The sequence below is a fragment of the Burkholderia torrens genome (assembly GCF_984668525.1).
In genome coordinates this window covers 3,080,441-3,094,951 of record NZ_OZ480212.1, presented here as the reverse complement: position 1 = coordinate 3,094,951, position 14,511 = coordinate 3,080,441, and the positions used below count along the sequence as shown (strand labels likewise).

Genomic DNA, 14,511 nt, shown 5'->3' with positions numbered 1-14,511 from the left:
CGATGAAGATCGACAGCTACGCCGGCCAGGCCGTGATGATCACCGGCGCCGCGAGCGGCTTCGGCGCGCTGCTCGCGAGCGAACTCGCCGCGATGGGCGCGCGGCTCGCGCTCGGCGACCTGAACGGCGAAGCGCTCGAACGCGTGGCCGCACCGCTGCGCGCGGGCGGCGCCGACGTGGTCGCGCAGCGCTGCGACGTGCGCATCGAAGCCGACGTGGCGTCGCTGGTGCAGGAAGCCGCCGCGCGCTTCGGGCGGCTCGATGTCGGCATCAACAACGCGGGCATCGCACCGCCGATGAAGGCGCTGATCGATACCGACGAAGCCGATCTCGACCTGAGCTTCGCGGTGAACGCGAAGGGCGTGTTCTTCGGGATGAAGCACCAGATCCGCCAGATGCTTACGCAGCGCGCAGGCGTGATCCTCAACGTCGCCTCGATGGCCGGGCTCGGCGGCGCGCCGAAGCTCGCCGCGTATGCGGCGTCGAAGCATGCGGTGGTCGGGCTCACGAAAACGGCCGCGCTCGAATATGCGCGCCACGGCATCCGCGTGAACGCAGTGTGCCCGTTCTACAGCACGACGCCGATGGTGACCGACAGCGATATCGGCGACCGCCAGGACTTTCTCGCGCAGGGCTCGCCGATGAAGCGGCTCGGCAGGCCCGACGAAATCGTCGCGACGATGCTGACGCTGTGCGCGAAGGAAAACACTTATCTGACCGGGCAGGCCGTCGCCATCGACGGCGGCGTCTCGGCCTTCTGACCGAACGGAACACGAAAATCTCGAGGAGTCGATCATGGAATTTGGCTACACCCCGAAAGTGGAAGCACTGCGCGAACGCGTGCGCGCATTCATGGACGCGCACATCGTGCCGCGCATCCGCCAGTGGAACGAGGAAGTGCACGCGGGCCAGTACCCGGTGTCGTTCATGGAGGAACTGAAGGAGCGCGCGAAGGCGGAAGGGCTGTGGAACCTGTTCCTGCCGCACCTGAAGGACGACGAGCCCGGCACGGGCCTGACGAACCTCGAATACGCACCGCTCGCCGAGATCATGGGGCGCGTGAGCTGGGCATCGGAAGTGTTCAACTGCAACGCGCCGGACACCGGCAACATGGAGTTGCTGCACATGTTCGCGACGCCCGAGCAGCGTGAACAGTGGCTGCTGCCGCTGTTGCGCGGCGAGATCCGCTCGGCGTTCGCGATGACGGAGCCCGACGTCGCGTCGTCGGATGCGACGAACATCACGACGCGCATCGAGCGCGTCGGCGACGAGTACGTGATCAACGGCCGCAAGTGGTTCATCACGAACGCCGCGCATCCGAACTGCAAGATCTTCATCGTGATGGGCAAGACCGATCCCGAGGCCGAGTCGCACCAGCAGCAGAGCATGATCCTCGTGCCGCGCGACACGCCGGGCGTGACGGTCGTGCGCAACATCACGGTCGTCAATCACTACGCACCGGAAGGGCACTGCGAGATCACGTTCGACAACGTGCGCGTGCCGGCGCGCAACCTGCTCGGCGAGGAAGGCAGCGGTTTCGCGCTCGCGCAGGCGCGCCTCGGGCCGGGCCGTATCCACCACTGCATGCGCTCGATCGGCGCGGCCGAGCTGGCGCTGGAGCTGATGGTCGACCGCGCGCAGTCGCGCGTCGCGTTCGGCAAGCCGCTGAACCGGCACGGCACCGTCGGCGAATGGATCGCGCGCTCGCGGATCGAGATCGACCAGGCGCGCCTGCTGGTGCTGAAGGCCGCGTGGATGATCGACAAGGTCGGCGCGAAGGCCGCGCGCAAGGAGATCTCGATGATCAAGGCGCTCGTGCCGACCGTCTATACCGATGTGTGCGACCGCGCGATGCAGGTGTTCGGCGCGGCGGGGTTGAGCCCCGATACGCCACTCGCCGATCTGTGGACCTGGGGCCGCGCGCTGCGCTTCGCCGACGGCCCGGACGAGGTGCACCTGCAGGCCATTGCGCGGATGGAGATCAAGGACGGCGAGCCCGGTTCGACCGCGCCGTACCTGACGCCGCCGCTGCGCGGTTGACCGGCTGCACGACGCGCCGGGCGACATGGACGAACGGATGGCGCACGCCGTAAGATGCCGGCAAGGAGATCCGGCGATGCGCCTTACGAAGATTGATCTGAACCTGTTCGTCGTATTCGAGGCGATCTACAACAAGCGCAACCTGACGCGCGCGGCCGAGGTGCTGAACCTCACGCAGCCGGCCGTCAGCAATGCGCTGGCACGGTTGCGCAAGACGCTGGACGATCCGCTGTTCGTCAGCACGCCGGCCGGGATGATGCCGACGCCGATGGCCGAGAACATCGTGGGCCGCGTGCGCGAGGCGCTGCAACTGCTCGATTCGAGCGCACACGAAGGCGACGTGTTCGATCCGGCGTCGTCCGAACGCGTGTTCCGGCTCAGCATGAGCGACCTGACCGAAGCGCTGCTGCTGCCCGCGCTCGGCGAACTACTGCAGACGCAGGCGCCCGGCATGCACGTGCGCAGCTACACGATGGACCGCCGCGAAGTCGCGACCGCGCTCGCGAACGGTTCCGTCGACATCGCGATCGACGCGCCGCTAATCGGCGATCCGCATCTGCACCAGGCGCTGCTCGTGCAGGACCGCTATGCATGCATGATCCGCGACGATCATCCGTTCAAGGGCGACACGCTCACCATGGACGACTACCTGTCGATGGGGCACATCCACGTGTCGAGCCGCCGCAAGGGCAGCGGGCACGTCGACGCCGAGCTGACGCGGCTCGGGCTGCGCCGCAACATCCAGATGCGCGTGCAGCACTACATGGTCGCGCCGCTGATCGCGATGCGCGGCGATCTCGCGCTGACGGCGCCGCTGCGGCTGCTGCAGCGCTATCCCGCGCGCATCCTCGAACTGCCGTTCGAGATGCCGGGGCTCGATTACTTCTGCTACTGGCACCGTAGCGCCGATCAGGACCAGGGCAGCCAGTGGCTGCGCGAACAGCTGATGACGTTGATGGGCGGGATCGGCGAGGTGCGGTGACGGAACGCCGCGCACGAGATCGTCGCCGTCGATCGATCGGCCGCGCGCACCGTTCTGGGCGGCGACCTCGATAAGGCGCTTTTCGACAGTTGCGGCGACGTATTCCGTCGGTAGAATCGGTACTTCCCTACCGGAGTGCCTCGCATGGACTCTCACGCCCCGAATCGCCACGCGCTGGCGCCGCTCGCGTACCACGAAGCCGTGGCCGACTATTTGCGTCGGCACGAGCCGGACGTCTGGCGCTGGACCAGCGAGCGCACGACGCATGCCGAACAGCTCGAATCGCTACGCGCATCATTGCTGCGCGAAACCTACCGGCTCGACGCCGATGCGCATGGCGATGTCCATGCCGCCCTGACGCTGGCGATGGAGCGACTCGGGATCGTCGACGTGCCGGCCACGCTCTATCAGTCGCCGGGCACCCAGATGAATGCGTCGCTCGTATTCGTACCGGGCGAGATCCACATCCTGTTGCAGGGCCCCGTCCTGGAGCGGCTGGCACCGCCGGAACTGCTGGCGATCCTCGGGCACGAGCTCGCGCACTATCTGCTGTGGTCGCTCGACGGCGGCCGGTTCCTGACGGCGGACCGGATTCTGAACGACGCGGTGGCCGCTCCGGGCGGAGCCGACAGCCATCGCGAGACGTTTCGGCGTTATGCGTTGCACACCGAGCTCTTTGCCGATCGCGGTGGCGCATTGGCTGCGGATGCGGTGGCACCTGCCGTTTCGACACTCGTGAAGGTGCAGACAGGCATCAGTACGGTGGATGCCGCGGCTTATCTGCGTCAAGCCGCCGAGATCGAATCGAACGAATCGAGTGCCAGCGCGGCATTGAGCCACCCCGAGACTTTCATCCGTGCCCGTGCGCTTGCGTTGTGGTGGGACGGCGAGGTAAGCCTCGACAGCTGGATCGACACGCGCCTGCACGGCCCGCTTTCGCTGGAGCGGCTCGACCTGCCGGGCCAGGCGCGTCTGCTGGCACTGACGCGCGGATTCCTCGCGCATTACCTCGATGACGCGTCGCTGGCCAGCGATGCAGTGCTGGCCCAGGTACGCATGCTGTTCCCGGACTGGCGTGAGGACGAACCCGTCGCCGGCCCGGACGCATTCGACGCGGCAGGCGTCGATGACAGCGTGCGCAGCTACCTGAACGCACTGATGATGGATCTTGCACTGGCGGACCCCGATCAGCGCGACGTGGCGTTGCTCCGCGCCGGGCGGGTCGCTCGGGCGCTCGGCAGTCTCGACGCATTGCAGCTCAACCTCCGGCGCGACGCGGGCCTTGGCAAGCGCGAACTCGAACGCTACAAGCGGCAACTGGCCGAGGAGAAGGACGCATGAACGACAGGATCACCGACGGTGCGCCGCGCACGCTGCGTACGCTGATTGCCGCGCAGGCCGGCGCGGCATTGTCGACTGACGACGTGCTAGTGCTGGTGTTGCCGCTATTCGCGCAGGTGGCGGAACTGCACGCGCAGGGCAAGGTGGCGTCGCTCGACACGGACAGCATCGTGATCGACGAAGGGGGCGGCCTGGCGCTGCGACGCCCCGACGGCGAAGCGCCGCAGATGGACGTTGGCGCTGTGCATCGCGTCCAGCCGCACCCTGCGTCGGGCCTGAACATCGTCGGCGCGCTACAGCTGGATCACACGCCCGATGGCCATCACAGCCAGACCGATCTCGCGTTGCAGCTTGACGCAGCGGCACCGGTCGAGCGGCCCGTCTATTTGCCCGGGTACGCGAGCTGGGAGCGATCTATCGGTCATCACGATGAGATCACCGACGTGTTCATGCTGGGAATGGTGCTGGCCAGCCTTGCATGCGGGCTGAACTTCGAAACCGAAAGTGACCTGCGCGCGTTCGTCGAGCATCGGCGCAATCTGTTCGTGCTTCATGAACGGCTGCATCCTATCGTTGCGGCAGCGATCGTCGAAATGACGGAAGTGAACCGTCATGACCGCGCGACCGACGTGGCCGCGCTTGCGATGCGCCTGCGCACCTGGCGCGAGCAGCCGCTCGGTCTGGACGTCGAGCGTGCGCTGGCCGGGGCGACAGGGGCGGCGTCACGCCGCGGTGCAGTGCTGACGCACCTTCGCGACCGCTTGTTCGATCTGTCGCGTCGCAACCGGCTGCTGCATTTCCGCCCGACTGCGGCGACCGTCAACCTGACCGTGGCCAGCGTGCCGCTGATGCTGCAGATCGAAAGCGTACGCCCTGAGCACATCTGCACGTGGGGCGGACCGTTCGCTGCCGACCTCGTGGCCGGCAAGGCGGTGCCGCTGCAGCAATGGCTGCGGTTCGACGATCAACCGTACCTGCCCGCGTCGCTGGATCGGTTGATCGCCGATACGCGCCGCGAACGGGCCGAGTTCGGCTTCAGCAACCTGCGTCTCGTGATCGCGTTCCTGCGCTGGCACAACCTGAAGGAAGCCGCCGACGAGCGTATCGTGTCGCCGCTGCTCTGGTTGCCGGTCGAACTCGTCAAGCGCAAGGGCGTGCGCGATCAGTACGTGATCCAGTGCGCCGGCGGCGACGCCGAATTCAATCCGGCGCTGCGGCACCATCTGAGCCAGCTCTACGACATCCGGTTGCCCGAGACGGTCGACCTGGGCAAGGTCACGCTGGCCGAGATTCACGCGGATATCCTGACGCAGATCCGGAGGTCGGAACCGTCGGTCGAGCTTCGGTTCGTCGACAAGGCGTCCGTGCGGCTGGTGCGCCAGAAGGCACAGCAGCGCATGCAGCAATACCGACGGCGGAAGCCCGCGGCACGTGCAAGCGGTTCGCACGGCAGTCGGCTGCCGTCGTTCAGCTATGCGCAGGACGATTACCGACCGCTCGGCCGCGCGTTGTTCGAGGAATGGGTGCGACCGAGCGAACTGCCGCAGCGTTTCGAGGCCGGCGCCACGCCTGGCGCCAGCCTGCGTCGGCCGCAGATGGCCGACGCAGCGGCGGAGGCCGTCGACGATCGGCAGGGTTACGTGCTGCAGGAATCCGACGGGCATCGCTACGCGTGGGATTTTGACCTGACGCAGGTCACGCTGGCCAATTTCAATTACAGGAAGATGTCGCTGGTGCGCGACTACGCGCAACTGCTCGACGAGACCAATGTGAATCCGGCGTTCGACCGGGTGTTCTCGATCGAGCCGCGCCAGGTGGAAACGTCGGCGGCCGCGCCACTGCCGGCAGGGGAGCAATGGAACGTGGTGGCTTCCGATGCGACCCAGAATGCGTCGGTGAGCCTGGCGCGCAGCCAGCGCAGCTTCATCATTCAGGGGCCGCCGGGCACCGGCAAGTCCCAGACCATTACCAACCTCATCGCCGATTACGCGGGGCGCGGCAAGCGTGTGCTGTTCGTATGCGAAAAGCGCGCGGCGCTGGACGTGGTGTTCCACCGGCTCAAGCAGAGCGGGCTGGACGCGCTGTGCTGCCTCATCCACGATTCGCAGTCGGACAAGAAGGCGTTCATCGCCGATCTGAAGACCTGCTACGAGCGATGGATCGCTCAACCGCACGACAGCGAAGCGCTGCACGAACGACGGGCGGCGTTGATCGATGCGCTCGACGTACAGCAGCGGCGCATCGATGCATTCGAAGCGACGATGGCGGCTGCGCCCGACGCACTGGGCGGCAATGTGCGCACCTTGCTGCGCCGGCTGGTCGCGCTGCCGGCGGCGCCGGATGTCGGCTTTGCGTCGCGCGAACGCTTGCCTGCGCTAGCCGTATGGGATCGACATGGCGAGTTGACCCAGCGCGTGCATCGTGCGATGCGCGAACGATTCGGCGCGAACAGCCTGGCTTCGCAACCGTTCGCGCGCCTGTCGGCGGTGCTGCTGGCCGACGAGCGAGCATTCGGGCGGGTCGAGCAGCTGTGCCAGGACACCGACGCGCTGTTCGATGCACTTGATCCGGTGCTCGACAGCACGGTGGCGTCGATCGGACATGACATGGCGTTGTCGCGTGCATGCGCGATCGCCGCCGATTGCCAGTGGCTGATCGATACGGGCCTCGCTGCGCATCTCGACGTGCTCGATCCGGCGTCGCCGGCGCAGGCGGCATTGCGAGAAGTCCGCGACGCGTTGTCCGCGCACACAGACGCGCTGACCGCCGCACAGGCCGCCACCCTGCACTGGCGGGACAAGCTGTCGCCGGGCGATACCGCGTCGGCGCTTGCGCTCGCGCGCCGGTTCGAGGTGTCCGCGACGCGATGGTTGCAGCCGGCATGGTGGCGGTTGCGCGGCGAGCTTCGGCGTCGCTACGACTTCGCGCAGCATGCGGTGCATCCCGGCTATGTCAAGGTGCTGGAGCAGCTTGCCACCGAGCAGGCTGCTGCTGCGGCACTTGACGCGGCCGATGTCGAGTGCCGCAAGCGCTATGGCGTGAGCGAAATGGGGGCGTTCCTGCGCGCGCTGGCCGAGCTGGAGGCGCGGCTGGCGTCGGACGGCGATCTGCGTGAACGGATCGCGCATCTGCGTCAGGCGGTCGATCCGCTTGCTGCCGCGCGTATCGATGCCGGCGCACGCGAGGCGCTCGACAAGCTCGCGCGTCGCATCCGCGACAACCTGGTCATGGACGATGGCGTGTCGTTGGCCGAAGTCGCCGAAGCGCTGCGCGATCTTCGGGAGGGGCTGGACGACTTGCCTGACTTGCTGCCGCTGTTGCGTGCGGTGCACGCGGCTGACCCCGCGTATGCGGCGACGCTGCAGTCCGTCGACCTCGCGCCCGCGGAGCTGGAGGCGCTGATTGCCGACGAGGCGTTGCGTCGCCTGGAGCGCGAGAATCCGGTGCTCGCGCGATTCGGCGGCGCGGCGCTCGCGCAAGCGGCGCGCGCTGCCGCCCGGATCCAGCGTGAATTGCTGACCGTGAATGCACAGGTGGTGAGCGCAACGTTGCATCGGCAGTTTGCCGACCACGTGCGCCAGTCCTCGCTGTCGGCCACGCAACTCGATGCCGACGGCAAGACCTTCAAGAAGCGCTACGCAACTGGCCGGCGCGAGCTCGAACACGAATTCGGCAAGAGCATGCGCCACCGGTCGATCCGCGACCTCGCCGACGACGAGACGGGCATGGTCGTCAACGACCTGAAGCCGATCTGGCTGATGAGCCCGCTGTCCGTGTCCGACACGCTACCGCTGTCGCCCGACCTGTTCGACGTGGTGATCTTCGACGAGGCCAGCCAGATTCCCACCGAGGAATCCGTGCCGGCGCTCAGCCGTGCCCGACAGGTCGTGGTGGTCGGCGACGAGATGCAGTTGCCGCCGACGAGCTTTTTTACGGCAGCGGGCACGGAAGGCGAGGACGAAATCGTCGTCGAGGAAGAGGGCGAGCGCATCGCCATCAATCTCGATTCCGACAGCCTGTTGAATCAGGCGGCGCGCAATCTGCCCGCGACGCTGCTGGCATGGCATTACCGCAGCCGGCACGAAGCGTTGATCAGCTTCTCCAATGCGGCGTTCTACGATGGTCGTCTCGTTACGATTCCCGATCGCGTGCTGGAGCGCGCCGACGAGGACGGGTGGTCGGTGCAATCGAGCCAGGACGATGCCGGCATCGTCGGCACCGATGCGCTGCTCGCTCGGCCGATCAGTTTCCACCGGCTCGACGACGGCGTGTACGTCGAGCGCAGCAACGCCCCTGAAGCGCGCTATATCGCGTCGCTCGTACGCGAGATGCTGCGCCGGGAGACGGGCCTGAGCCTCGGCATCGTCGCGTTTTCCGAGGCACAGCAGAGCGCGATCGAAGCAGCGCTGGAGGCACTGGCGGCCGAAGACGCCGATTTCGCCGCGCGGCTCGAGCGCGAGTACGTGCGCGAGGACGATGACCAGTTCAATGGCCTGTTCGTCAAGAACCTGGAAAACGTTCAGGGTGACGAGCGCGATGTGATCATTCTCAGCATCTGCTATGCACCAGGCCCCGACGGCAGGATGCTGATGAATTTCGGGCCGATCAACCAGCGTGGCGGCGAGAAGCGTCTGAACGTCATCTTCAGCCGCGCACGGCACCGGATGGCCGTGGTCTCGACGATTCACGCCGAGGCGATCACCAACGTGCACAACGACGGCGCGGCCGCGCTGCGGACATTCCTGCAATTTGCGCAGGCGAGCGCCACGGGTCAGTTCGACCGTGCGCAGGCGGTGCTTGGTGCGTTGAATCAGGGCGCGCGCGATGCATTCGCGCGGCGGACATCGTCGGACGCCATTCGCGACGCACTGGCCGAAGCCCTGCGCGCACGCAGTCACCAGGTCGATATCGACGTCGGCCGTTCGCAATTCCGCTGCGACCTGGCGATCGTCGATTCGTCGAAGCGCGGCTACGCGCTTGCGATCCTGCTCGACAACCCAGCCCATGCCGTAGCCGATACGGCGGAGCGCTACATATTCCGGCCCGGCATCCTGCGCGGCTTTGGCTGGCGCGTGCTGGACATCCCCGGGAAAGACTGGCTGGATGACCCGGCCGCGGTGCTGGCACGCATCGAGGCCATGCTAGCGGATGGCGAAGATCGAGCGCTCGACCAGGAAATCGAGTTGCCGATGCCGGTTGTTCAGGCGCCCACGCCGGAAGCGGCAACTGTGCAGAGCGAGACTGCGGGGGCCGGCGTGCCGACGGAACGCGTGCGATCGCTGCGATTCGAGCAAGGCACCTCCAGCAAGTTCTGGCGCGCCAGCCTGCAAGGCACGGAGCTGAACGTGACGTACGGTCGGATCGGATCGGCCGGACAAGCCAACCTCAAGCAATTCGAAACCGTCGAGCGTGCGCAGCGCGAGATGGACAAGCTAGTGGCGGAGAAACTGCGCAAGGGCTACGTGGAAGATCCGGCTGTGTGACGGCCGGCGGCCGATGCAGCGGCGATGAGGGTGTTGCGCATGCAGAAGTGGTCCGATTTCACGTTCCGGCGGCGTGTTCGACCCGACTTGCGAAGCGGCGGCGTGCAGGTGCGCGCCGCCGTTTCGTCAATACGAATCGTCGTCGAAGCGCGACGAGGCCGGCCGGCGCTTCATGTCCTTCAGCCAGTCGCGGACGTTGTCCGGATCCTCGAACTCGCGCAGCGCGACGGTCAGGTCCTGGTTGCTCCGCTGCATGCCGGCGATATCGCGCGTGAGCATGCGCATCACGGTATCGGGCGCGACCTTGGTGGACGACGCGATGCCGTACGTTCGCCTGAAATCGTTCTCGACGTGCACGATCTCCTGATCCAGCTCGCGGATCTGCTCCTCCAGGATGCCGTTGTAGCGCGTCAGTCGCGCTTCGCTCAGGCCGTCGATCGCGCGCCGGTCGATCTGTTCGATTTCCAGTTGCAGTTCCAGCAATTGCAGCAGATTGCCCTTCGCATACGCGTGGTTGACCCGCTGCATCAGCACGGTCTTGCGTTCCTGCTCTTGCGGATCGGTTTCGCGATCGGGGTGTAGCGCGCTCGCGAGCTTGCGATAGATCTCGCGGATCGACTTGCTCGATTCGGCCTGCTCGGCTTCGCGCTTCGCGGTTGCGGCCGATTGCCGGGGCGCTTTCTTGCGCTTCGCGCGCTGCGCCTCGCGGGCCTCGTGGGCGGCCATGTCGCGCTCGAACTGCTCGTCGAGTTCGGCTTGCATGCGCTCGGCGAGTTCGTCGGGCGACAGCGCGTCGAGGTCGTCCGCAGGTTCAGCAGCAGGCATCGGCTCCGGTTTCTGCGTTGCCGGTGCGCGGTCGGCCGCTGAGGGGGCGTCGTCGCCCGATGCGCTGTGCCGGTTGTAGATGACCTTCAACGCCGCGTCGTCGCTGAAGTCCAGCAGGTTGCGCGCCATATCGGCGATCAGCCCCGACAGCGTGCGCTGCTCGGCCTTGCTCAAGCCCTTCTGCAGGAACGCGTCGTCGAGCAGATTGAGCAACCTGATCCGCAAGGCCGTCGACGCCTGTTCGAGCGGCAGCAGCCCGTCGACGTATTTCTTCTGGAAGGCCGGCATCACGGCGTCCCACGCGGCGAGCTGCTCGCGCCGCTTTTCGATCTGCTTGACGAGCGCATTGAACGTGCTCTGGGCTTTCGACAGGCTGGCTGTCTCGTGTCCGGGTGCGATGGCGACCGCGGCACCGCGACGTGCGGTCATGATTGAAATTCCTCCAGCCGCGGCGGGACGCGCAGCAGGCCGGTATTTTAGCCGGACGGGCCGCGGGGCGGCCCGCAAGGGCACTTTCCTCCGCAGCGGCCGGCGGCGCGTTACTGCTTCACTGTCGCAACGGCCGCCGCGCCCGACTCCGCGCCCGGTGCACCGTTCGACCCGTAGGCCGCTTCGGCGCTCTTGCGTTCGGCGAGGCGCTTGGCGGCCAGGCGTTCCTGCGCGGCGACGATGTCGCCCGGATAGTTCTCGCCGTCGGCGGCGATCGGCACGTAGCCGACCGATTCGAGGTCGAACAGCTCCTGGCGCACCTGGGCGCGCGTGAGCGTCGAGTGCGACGACTGCGCGTACGACACGGCCGGGGCGAGGAGAACGGTGGCGGTAGCGGCGGCGGTGGCGATGGTGACGATGATGGATTTCACGGTTTCCTCAGATGGTTTCGTTACGGTTCGGCGCGCATTTGCCTGGCTGAACCGACGACACAAGTTTAGGAACCCGGACCGCCCGGATAAATGGAGAATCCGTGGCAGCAGTGTTACAGAACGAGCAAGAGTGGATGGGGCGGCGCCGTTGCATCAGTCGCCGAACAGTTGCCCCTGCCCGGAGATCACGCGCTCGAAATCGTCCCGCAGAAACGGCAGGATCGCATCGGCAACCGGCTGAAGCTGGCGGCTCAGGTAGAACGCATAGTCGATCGGCGAGCGCATCGTTTCGAGCGGCTCGGGGCCGGCCGTCGTCATCACGTAGCTGATCCAGCCGCCGCGCTGATACTGCAGCGGCCGGCCCTGCGCAAGATTGAACTCGTCGGCGATCCGCGCCGCACGCACGTGCGGCGGCACGTTGCGTTCGTATTCGCGCAGCGGCCGGCGCACGCGCTTGCGGTAGACGAGCTGGTCGTCGAATTCGCCGGCCAGCGTGCGCTGCACGTAATCGCGAATGAAATCCTGGTACGGCTCGCGCCGGAACACGCGCCGGTACAGCTCGCGCTGGAACTGCTGCGCGAGCGGCGTCCAGTCGGTCCGAACCGTTTCGAGCCCCTTGAACACGAGGTCCTCGCTGCCGTCGGCCGCGGCTGCGAGGCCCGCGTAACGCTTTTTGCTGCCTTCTTCCGCGCCGCGCACGGTCGGCATCAGGAAGCGGCGGTAATGCCGCTCGTATTGCAGCTCCAGCGCGCTGTCGAGCGCGAAGTGGTCGCGCAGATGCGCCTGCCACCAGCGGTTCACGTGCTCGACGAGCGCGCGGCCCTTGGCGCCGGCTTCGTCGTCGTCATGCGCGCGGCCGAGCCACACGAACGTCGAATCGGTATCGCCGTAGATCACCTCGTACCCCTGGGCTTCGATCAGCTCGCGCGTGCGATGCATGATCTCGTGGCCGCGCATCGTGATCGACGACGCGAGGCGCGGGTCGAAGAAGCGGCAGCCCGTCGAGCCGAGCACGCCGTAGAACGAATTCATGATGATCTTCAGCGCCTGCGACAGCGGTGCGTTGCGTTGCCGCTTCGCGTCGTCGCGGCCTTCCCATACGCGGCGCACGACGTCGGGCAGGCAGTGCGCGGTGCGCGAGAAGCGCGCGCCGAGGAAGCCGGGCACCGATGCGTCGTCGCCGGGGTTGGCGAGCCCTTCGATCAGGCCGACCGGATCGATCAGGAAGGTGCGGATGATCGACGGATAAAGGCTCTTGTAGTCGAATACGAGCACCGAGTCGTACAGGCCGGGGCGCGAATCCATCACGAAGCCGCCAGGGCTGTTCTGTCCGGTCACGTCGCCGAGGTTCGGTGCGACATAGCCGAGCCGGTGCATGCGCGGCAGGTACAGGTGCGTGAACGCAGCGACCGAGCCGCCGGTGCGATCGGCCGCGAGGCCCGTGACGCTCGCGCGTTCGAGCGCGAAGGACAGCAGGCCGGCCTTGTCGAAGATGCGCGTGACGAGTTCGCAGTCCTTCAGGTTGTAGCGCGCGAGCGCGGGCTTGTCGTGATCGAAGCGGCGCTGGATCTCGTCCATCCGCTGGTACGGGTTGTCGATCGACTTGCCTTCGCCGAGCAGCGCCTGCGACACGTATTCGAGGCTGAACGACGGGAACGTCCACGTCGCGGATTTCAGCATGTCGATGCCGTCGAGGATCAGCCGGCCGGCCGCGCCCGCGAAGAAATGGTCGGGCTGCTGGCCGTGCGCGCGCCAGTCGAGCACGCTGCCGCCGCGGCCGAGCTTCAGCGGGATGCCGAGTTGCTCCGAATGCGCATGCAGGATGCGCAGGTCGAACTGCACGAGGTTCCAGCCGATCACAGCGTCGGGATCGTGCGTTTCGAACCAGTCGTTGAGCCGCGTGAGTATCGCGGCCCGGCTGTCGCAGTAGTCGAGGGTGAAGTCGAGCGCGCCTGCATCGCCGCTTTCGTTGCCGTTCGGCGGGCCGAGCATGTAGACCTGCCGTTGCCCGCAGCCTTCGAGTGCGATCGAATACAGCTCGCCGTGGACGCTGGTTTCGATGTCGAGCGACACGCAGCGCAGCGTCGGGCGGTAGTCGTTGGCGGGCTTCAGCTCGCAACCGGTCAACGTGCCGTCGCGGCCGGGCTGGCCGCGGAACTGCACGGAGGCCGTGATGAAGCGCTCCATCGCGTAGCGGTCGGGCGGCTGCACGTCGGCTTCGTAGACATCGATGCCGGCGGCGGCCAGGCGCTTCTGGAGCCCGGACAGATGGCGGTAGCGCTTGCAATAGAGGCCGACGACGGGGCGCTGCCGGAAGTCGCGCAGCGCGAGCGGGCGCAATTCGGCCTCGCGCTCGCCGGCCAGCGCGCGCTCGGCGAGTGCCTGCTGCTCGGCGGGAATGAACGCGACGGCTTCCTGCGGGCGCAGGCGCACGCGGCGCGGACCGTGTTCGGTTGCCAGCCAGAACTCGATTTCGATGCCGGATGCGGTGTCCCGCCAATGGCGGGTGAGGATGAAACCCTGCTCGAACGCCGTCAAAACGCTTGCTCGTCGTGGATGCTCAGGCGGCGGATTTTAGCGCTTGAATGGCGGCCGTGCCGACGGGGCGTGCGTGGCAACAGGTGGCAGGAAGCGATTGGCCGACGCTCGAACACGTGCGGGTCGACTGACGTCGCGTGGAACATCTTCTCCGGCACCGAGGGCCTGTAATCGCGATCGGGTGGCGCGGCGAGCGTCGGCGTCGTGGCCGGCACCGCATGCCGTCCGGCTACCCCTGCGCGCATTGTCGCGCGCAACCCGGAATAAGTTGGGCATCCGACAAACGATGCGCGTATGATGGGTTCATTCGAGCCGGCACCTGCCCGCCGGCCGCTCGCCCCTCCTAATACCCGCTTGCTGCATCGCCCCGCCTCTGCGCTGCAACGTTGTCCCTTTCACCCTACCTGCCCGCCCCGCAAGGGGATGCAGGCCGGATGTGTTC

The 14,511-nt window shown here is 66.8% G+C and carries 8 protein-coding genes; 5 read left to right on the top strand and 3 right to left on the bottom strand.

The window, feature by feature from the left end:
• The first annotated feature begins 2 nt into the window (after window positions 1-2).
• The 5 genes from AC5LXX_RS30090 (at window position 3) to AC5LXX_RS30070 (ending at window position 9,846) form a co-directional block, all read left to right on the top strand.
• Window positions 3-761: an SDR family NAD(P)-dependent oxidoreductase gene (locus AC5LXX_RS30090; protein ID WP_493412185.1), complete on the top strand. Its 759-nt coding sequence runs from the start codon at window positions 3-5 to the stop codon at window positions 759-761.
• A gap of 34 nt (window positions 762-795) precedes the next feature.
• Window positions 796-2,040 (top strand): acyl-CoA dehydrogenase family protein, encoded by a 1,245-nt coding sequence (locus tag AC5LXX_RS30085; RefSeq protein ID WP_493412184.1) that lies wholly within the window; start codon window positions 796-798, stop codon window positions 2,038-2,040.
• Window positions 2,041-2,116: 76 nt separating this feature from the next.
• The gene (locus tag AC5LXX_RS30080; RefSeq protein ID WP_493412183.1) at window positions 2,117-3,022 is read left to right on the top strand and encodes a LysR family transcriptional regulator; all 906 of its coding nucleotides are present in this window, start codon (window positions 2,117-2,119) and stop codon (window positions 3,020-3,022) included.
• A 201-nt stretch (window positions 3,023-3,223) separates the two neighbouring features.
• A complete protein-coding gene (locus tag AC5LXX_RS30075) occupies window positions 3,224-4,363 on the top strand; it encodes a M48 family metalloprotease (protein ID WP_493412182.1) in 1,140 nt (379 codons plus the stop codon).
• Window positions 4,360-9,846, top strand: coding sequence for an AAA domain-containing protein (locus AC5LXX_RS30070; protein WP_493412181.1), 5,487 nt, complete (start codon window positions 4,360-4,362; stop codon window positions 9,844-9,846). The genes AC5LXX_RS30075 and AC5LXX_RS30070 overlap by 4 nt, the downstream gene beginning before the upstream one ends.
• 126 nt (window positions 9,847-9,972) lie before the next feature.
• Here the strand turns inward: AC5LXX_RS30070 and AC5LXX_RS30065 are convergent, their stop codons facing one another.
• The 3 genes from AC5LXX_RS30065 to AC5LXX_RS30055 all read right to left on the bottom strand — a co-directional run bounded on the left by AC5LXX_RS30065 (window position 9,973) and on the right by AC5LXX_RS30055 (window position 14,069).
• Window positions 9,973-11,100 (bottom strand): J domain-containing protein, encoded by a 1,128-nt coding sequence (locus tag AC5LXX_RS30065; RefSeq protein ID WP_493412180.1) that lies wholly within the window; start codon window positions 11,098-11,100, stop codon window positions 9,973-9,975.
• Between the two features lie 110 nt (window positions 11,101-11,210).
• On the bottom strand, window positions 11,211-11,531 hold the full coding sequence (locus tag AC5LXX_RS30060; RefSeq protein ID WP_493412179.1) for a DUF4148 domain-containing protein: 321 nt from the start codon (window positions 11,529-11,531) through the stop codon (window positions 11,211-11,213).
• Window positions 11,532-11,684: 153 nt separating this feature from the next.
• Window positions 11,685-14,069, bottom strand: coding sequence for a DNA polymerase II (locus AC5LXX_RS30055; protein ID WP_493412178.1), 2,385 nt, complete (start codon window positions 14,067-14,069; stop codon window positions 11,685-11,687).
• Between the last annotated feature and the right edge of the window lie 442 nt (window positions 14,070-14,511).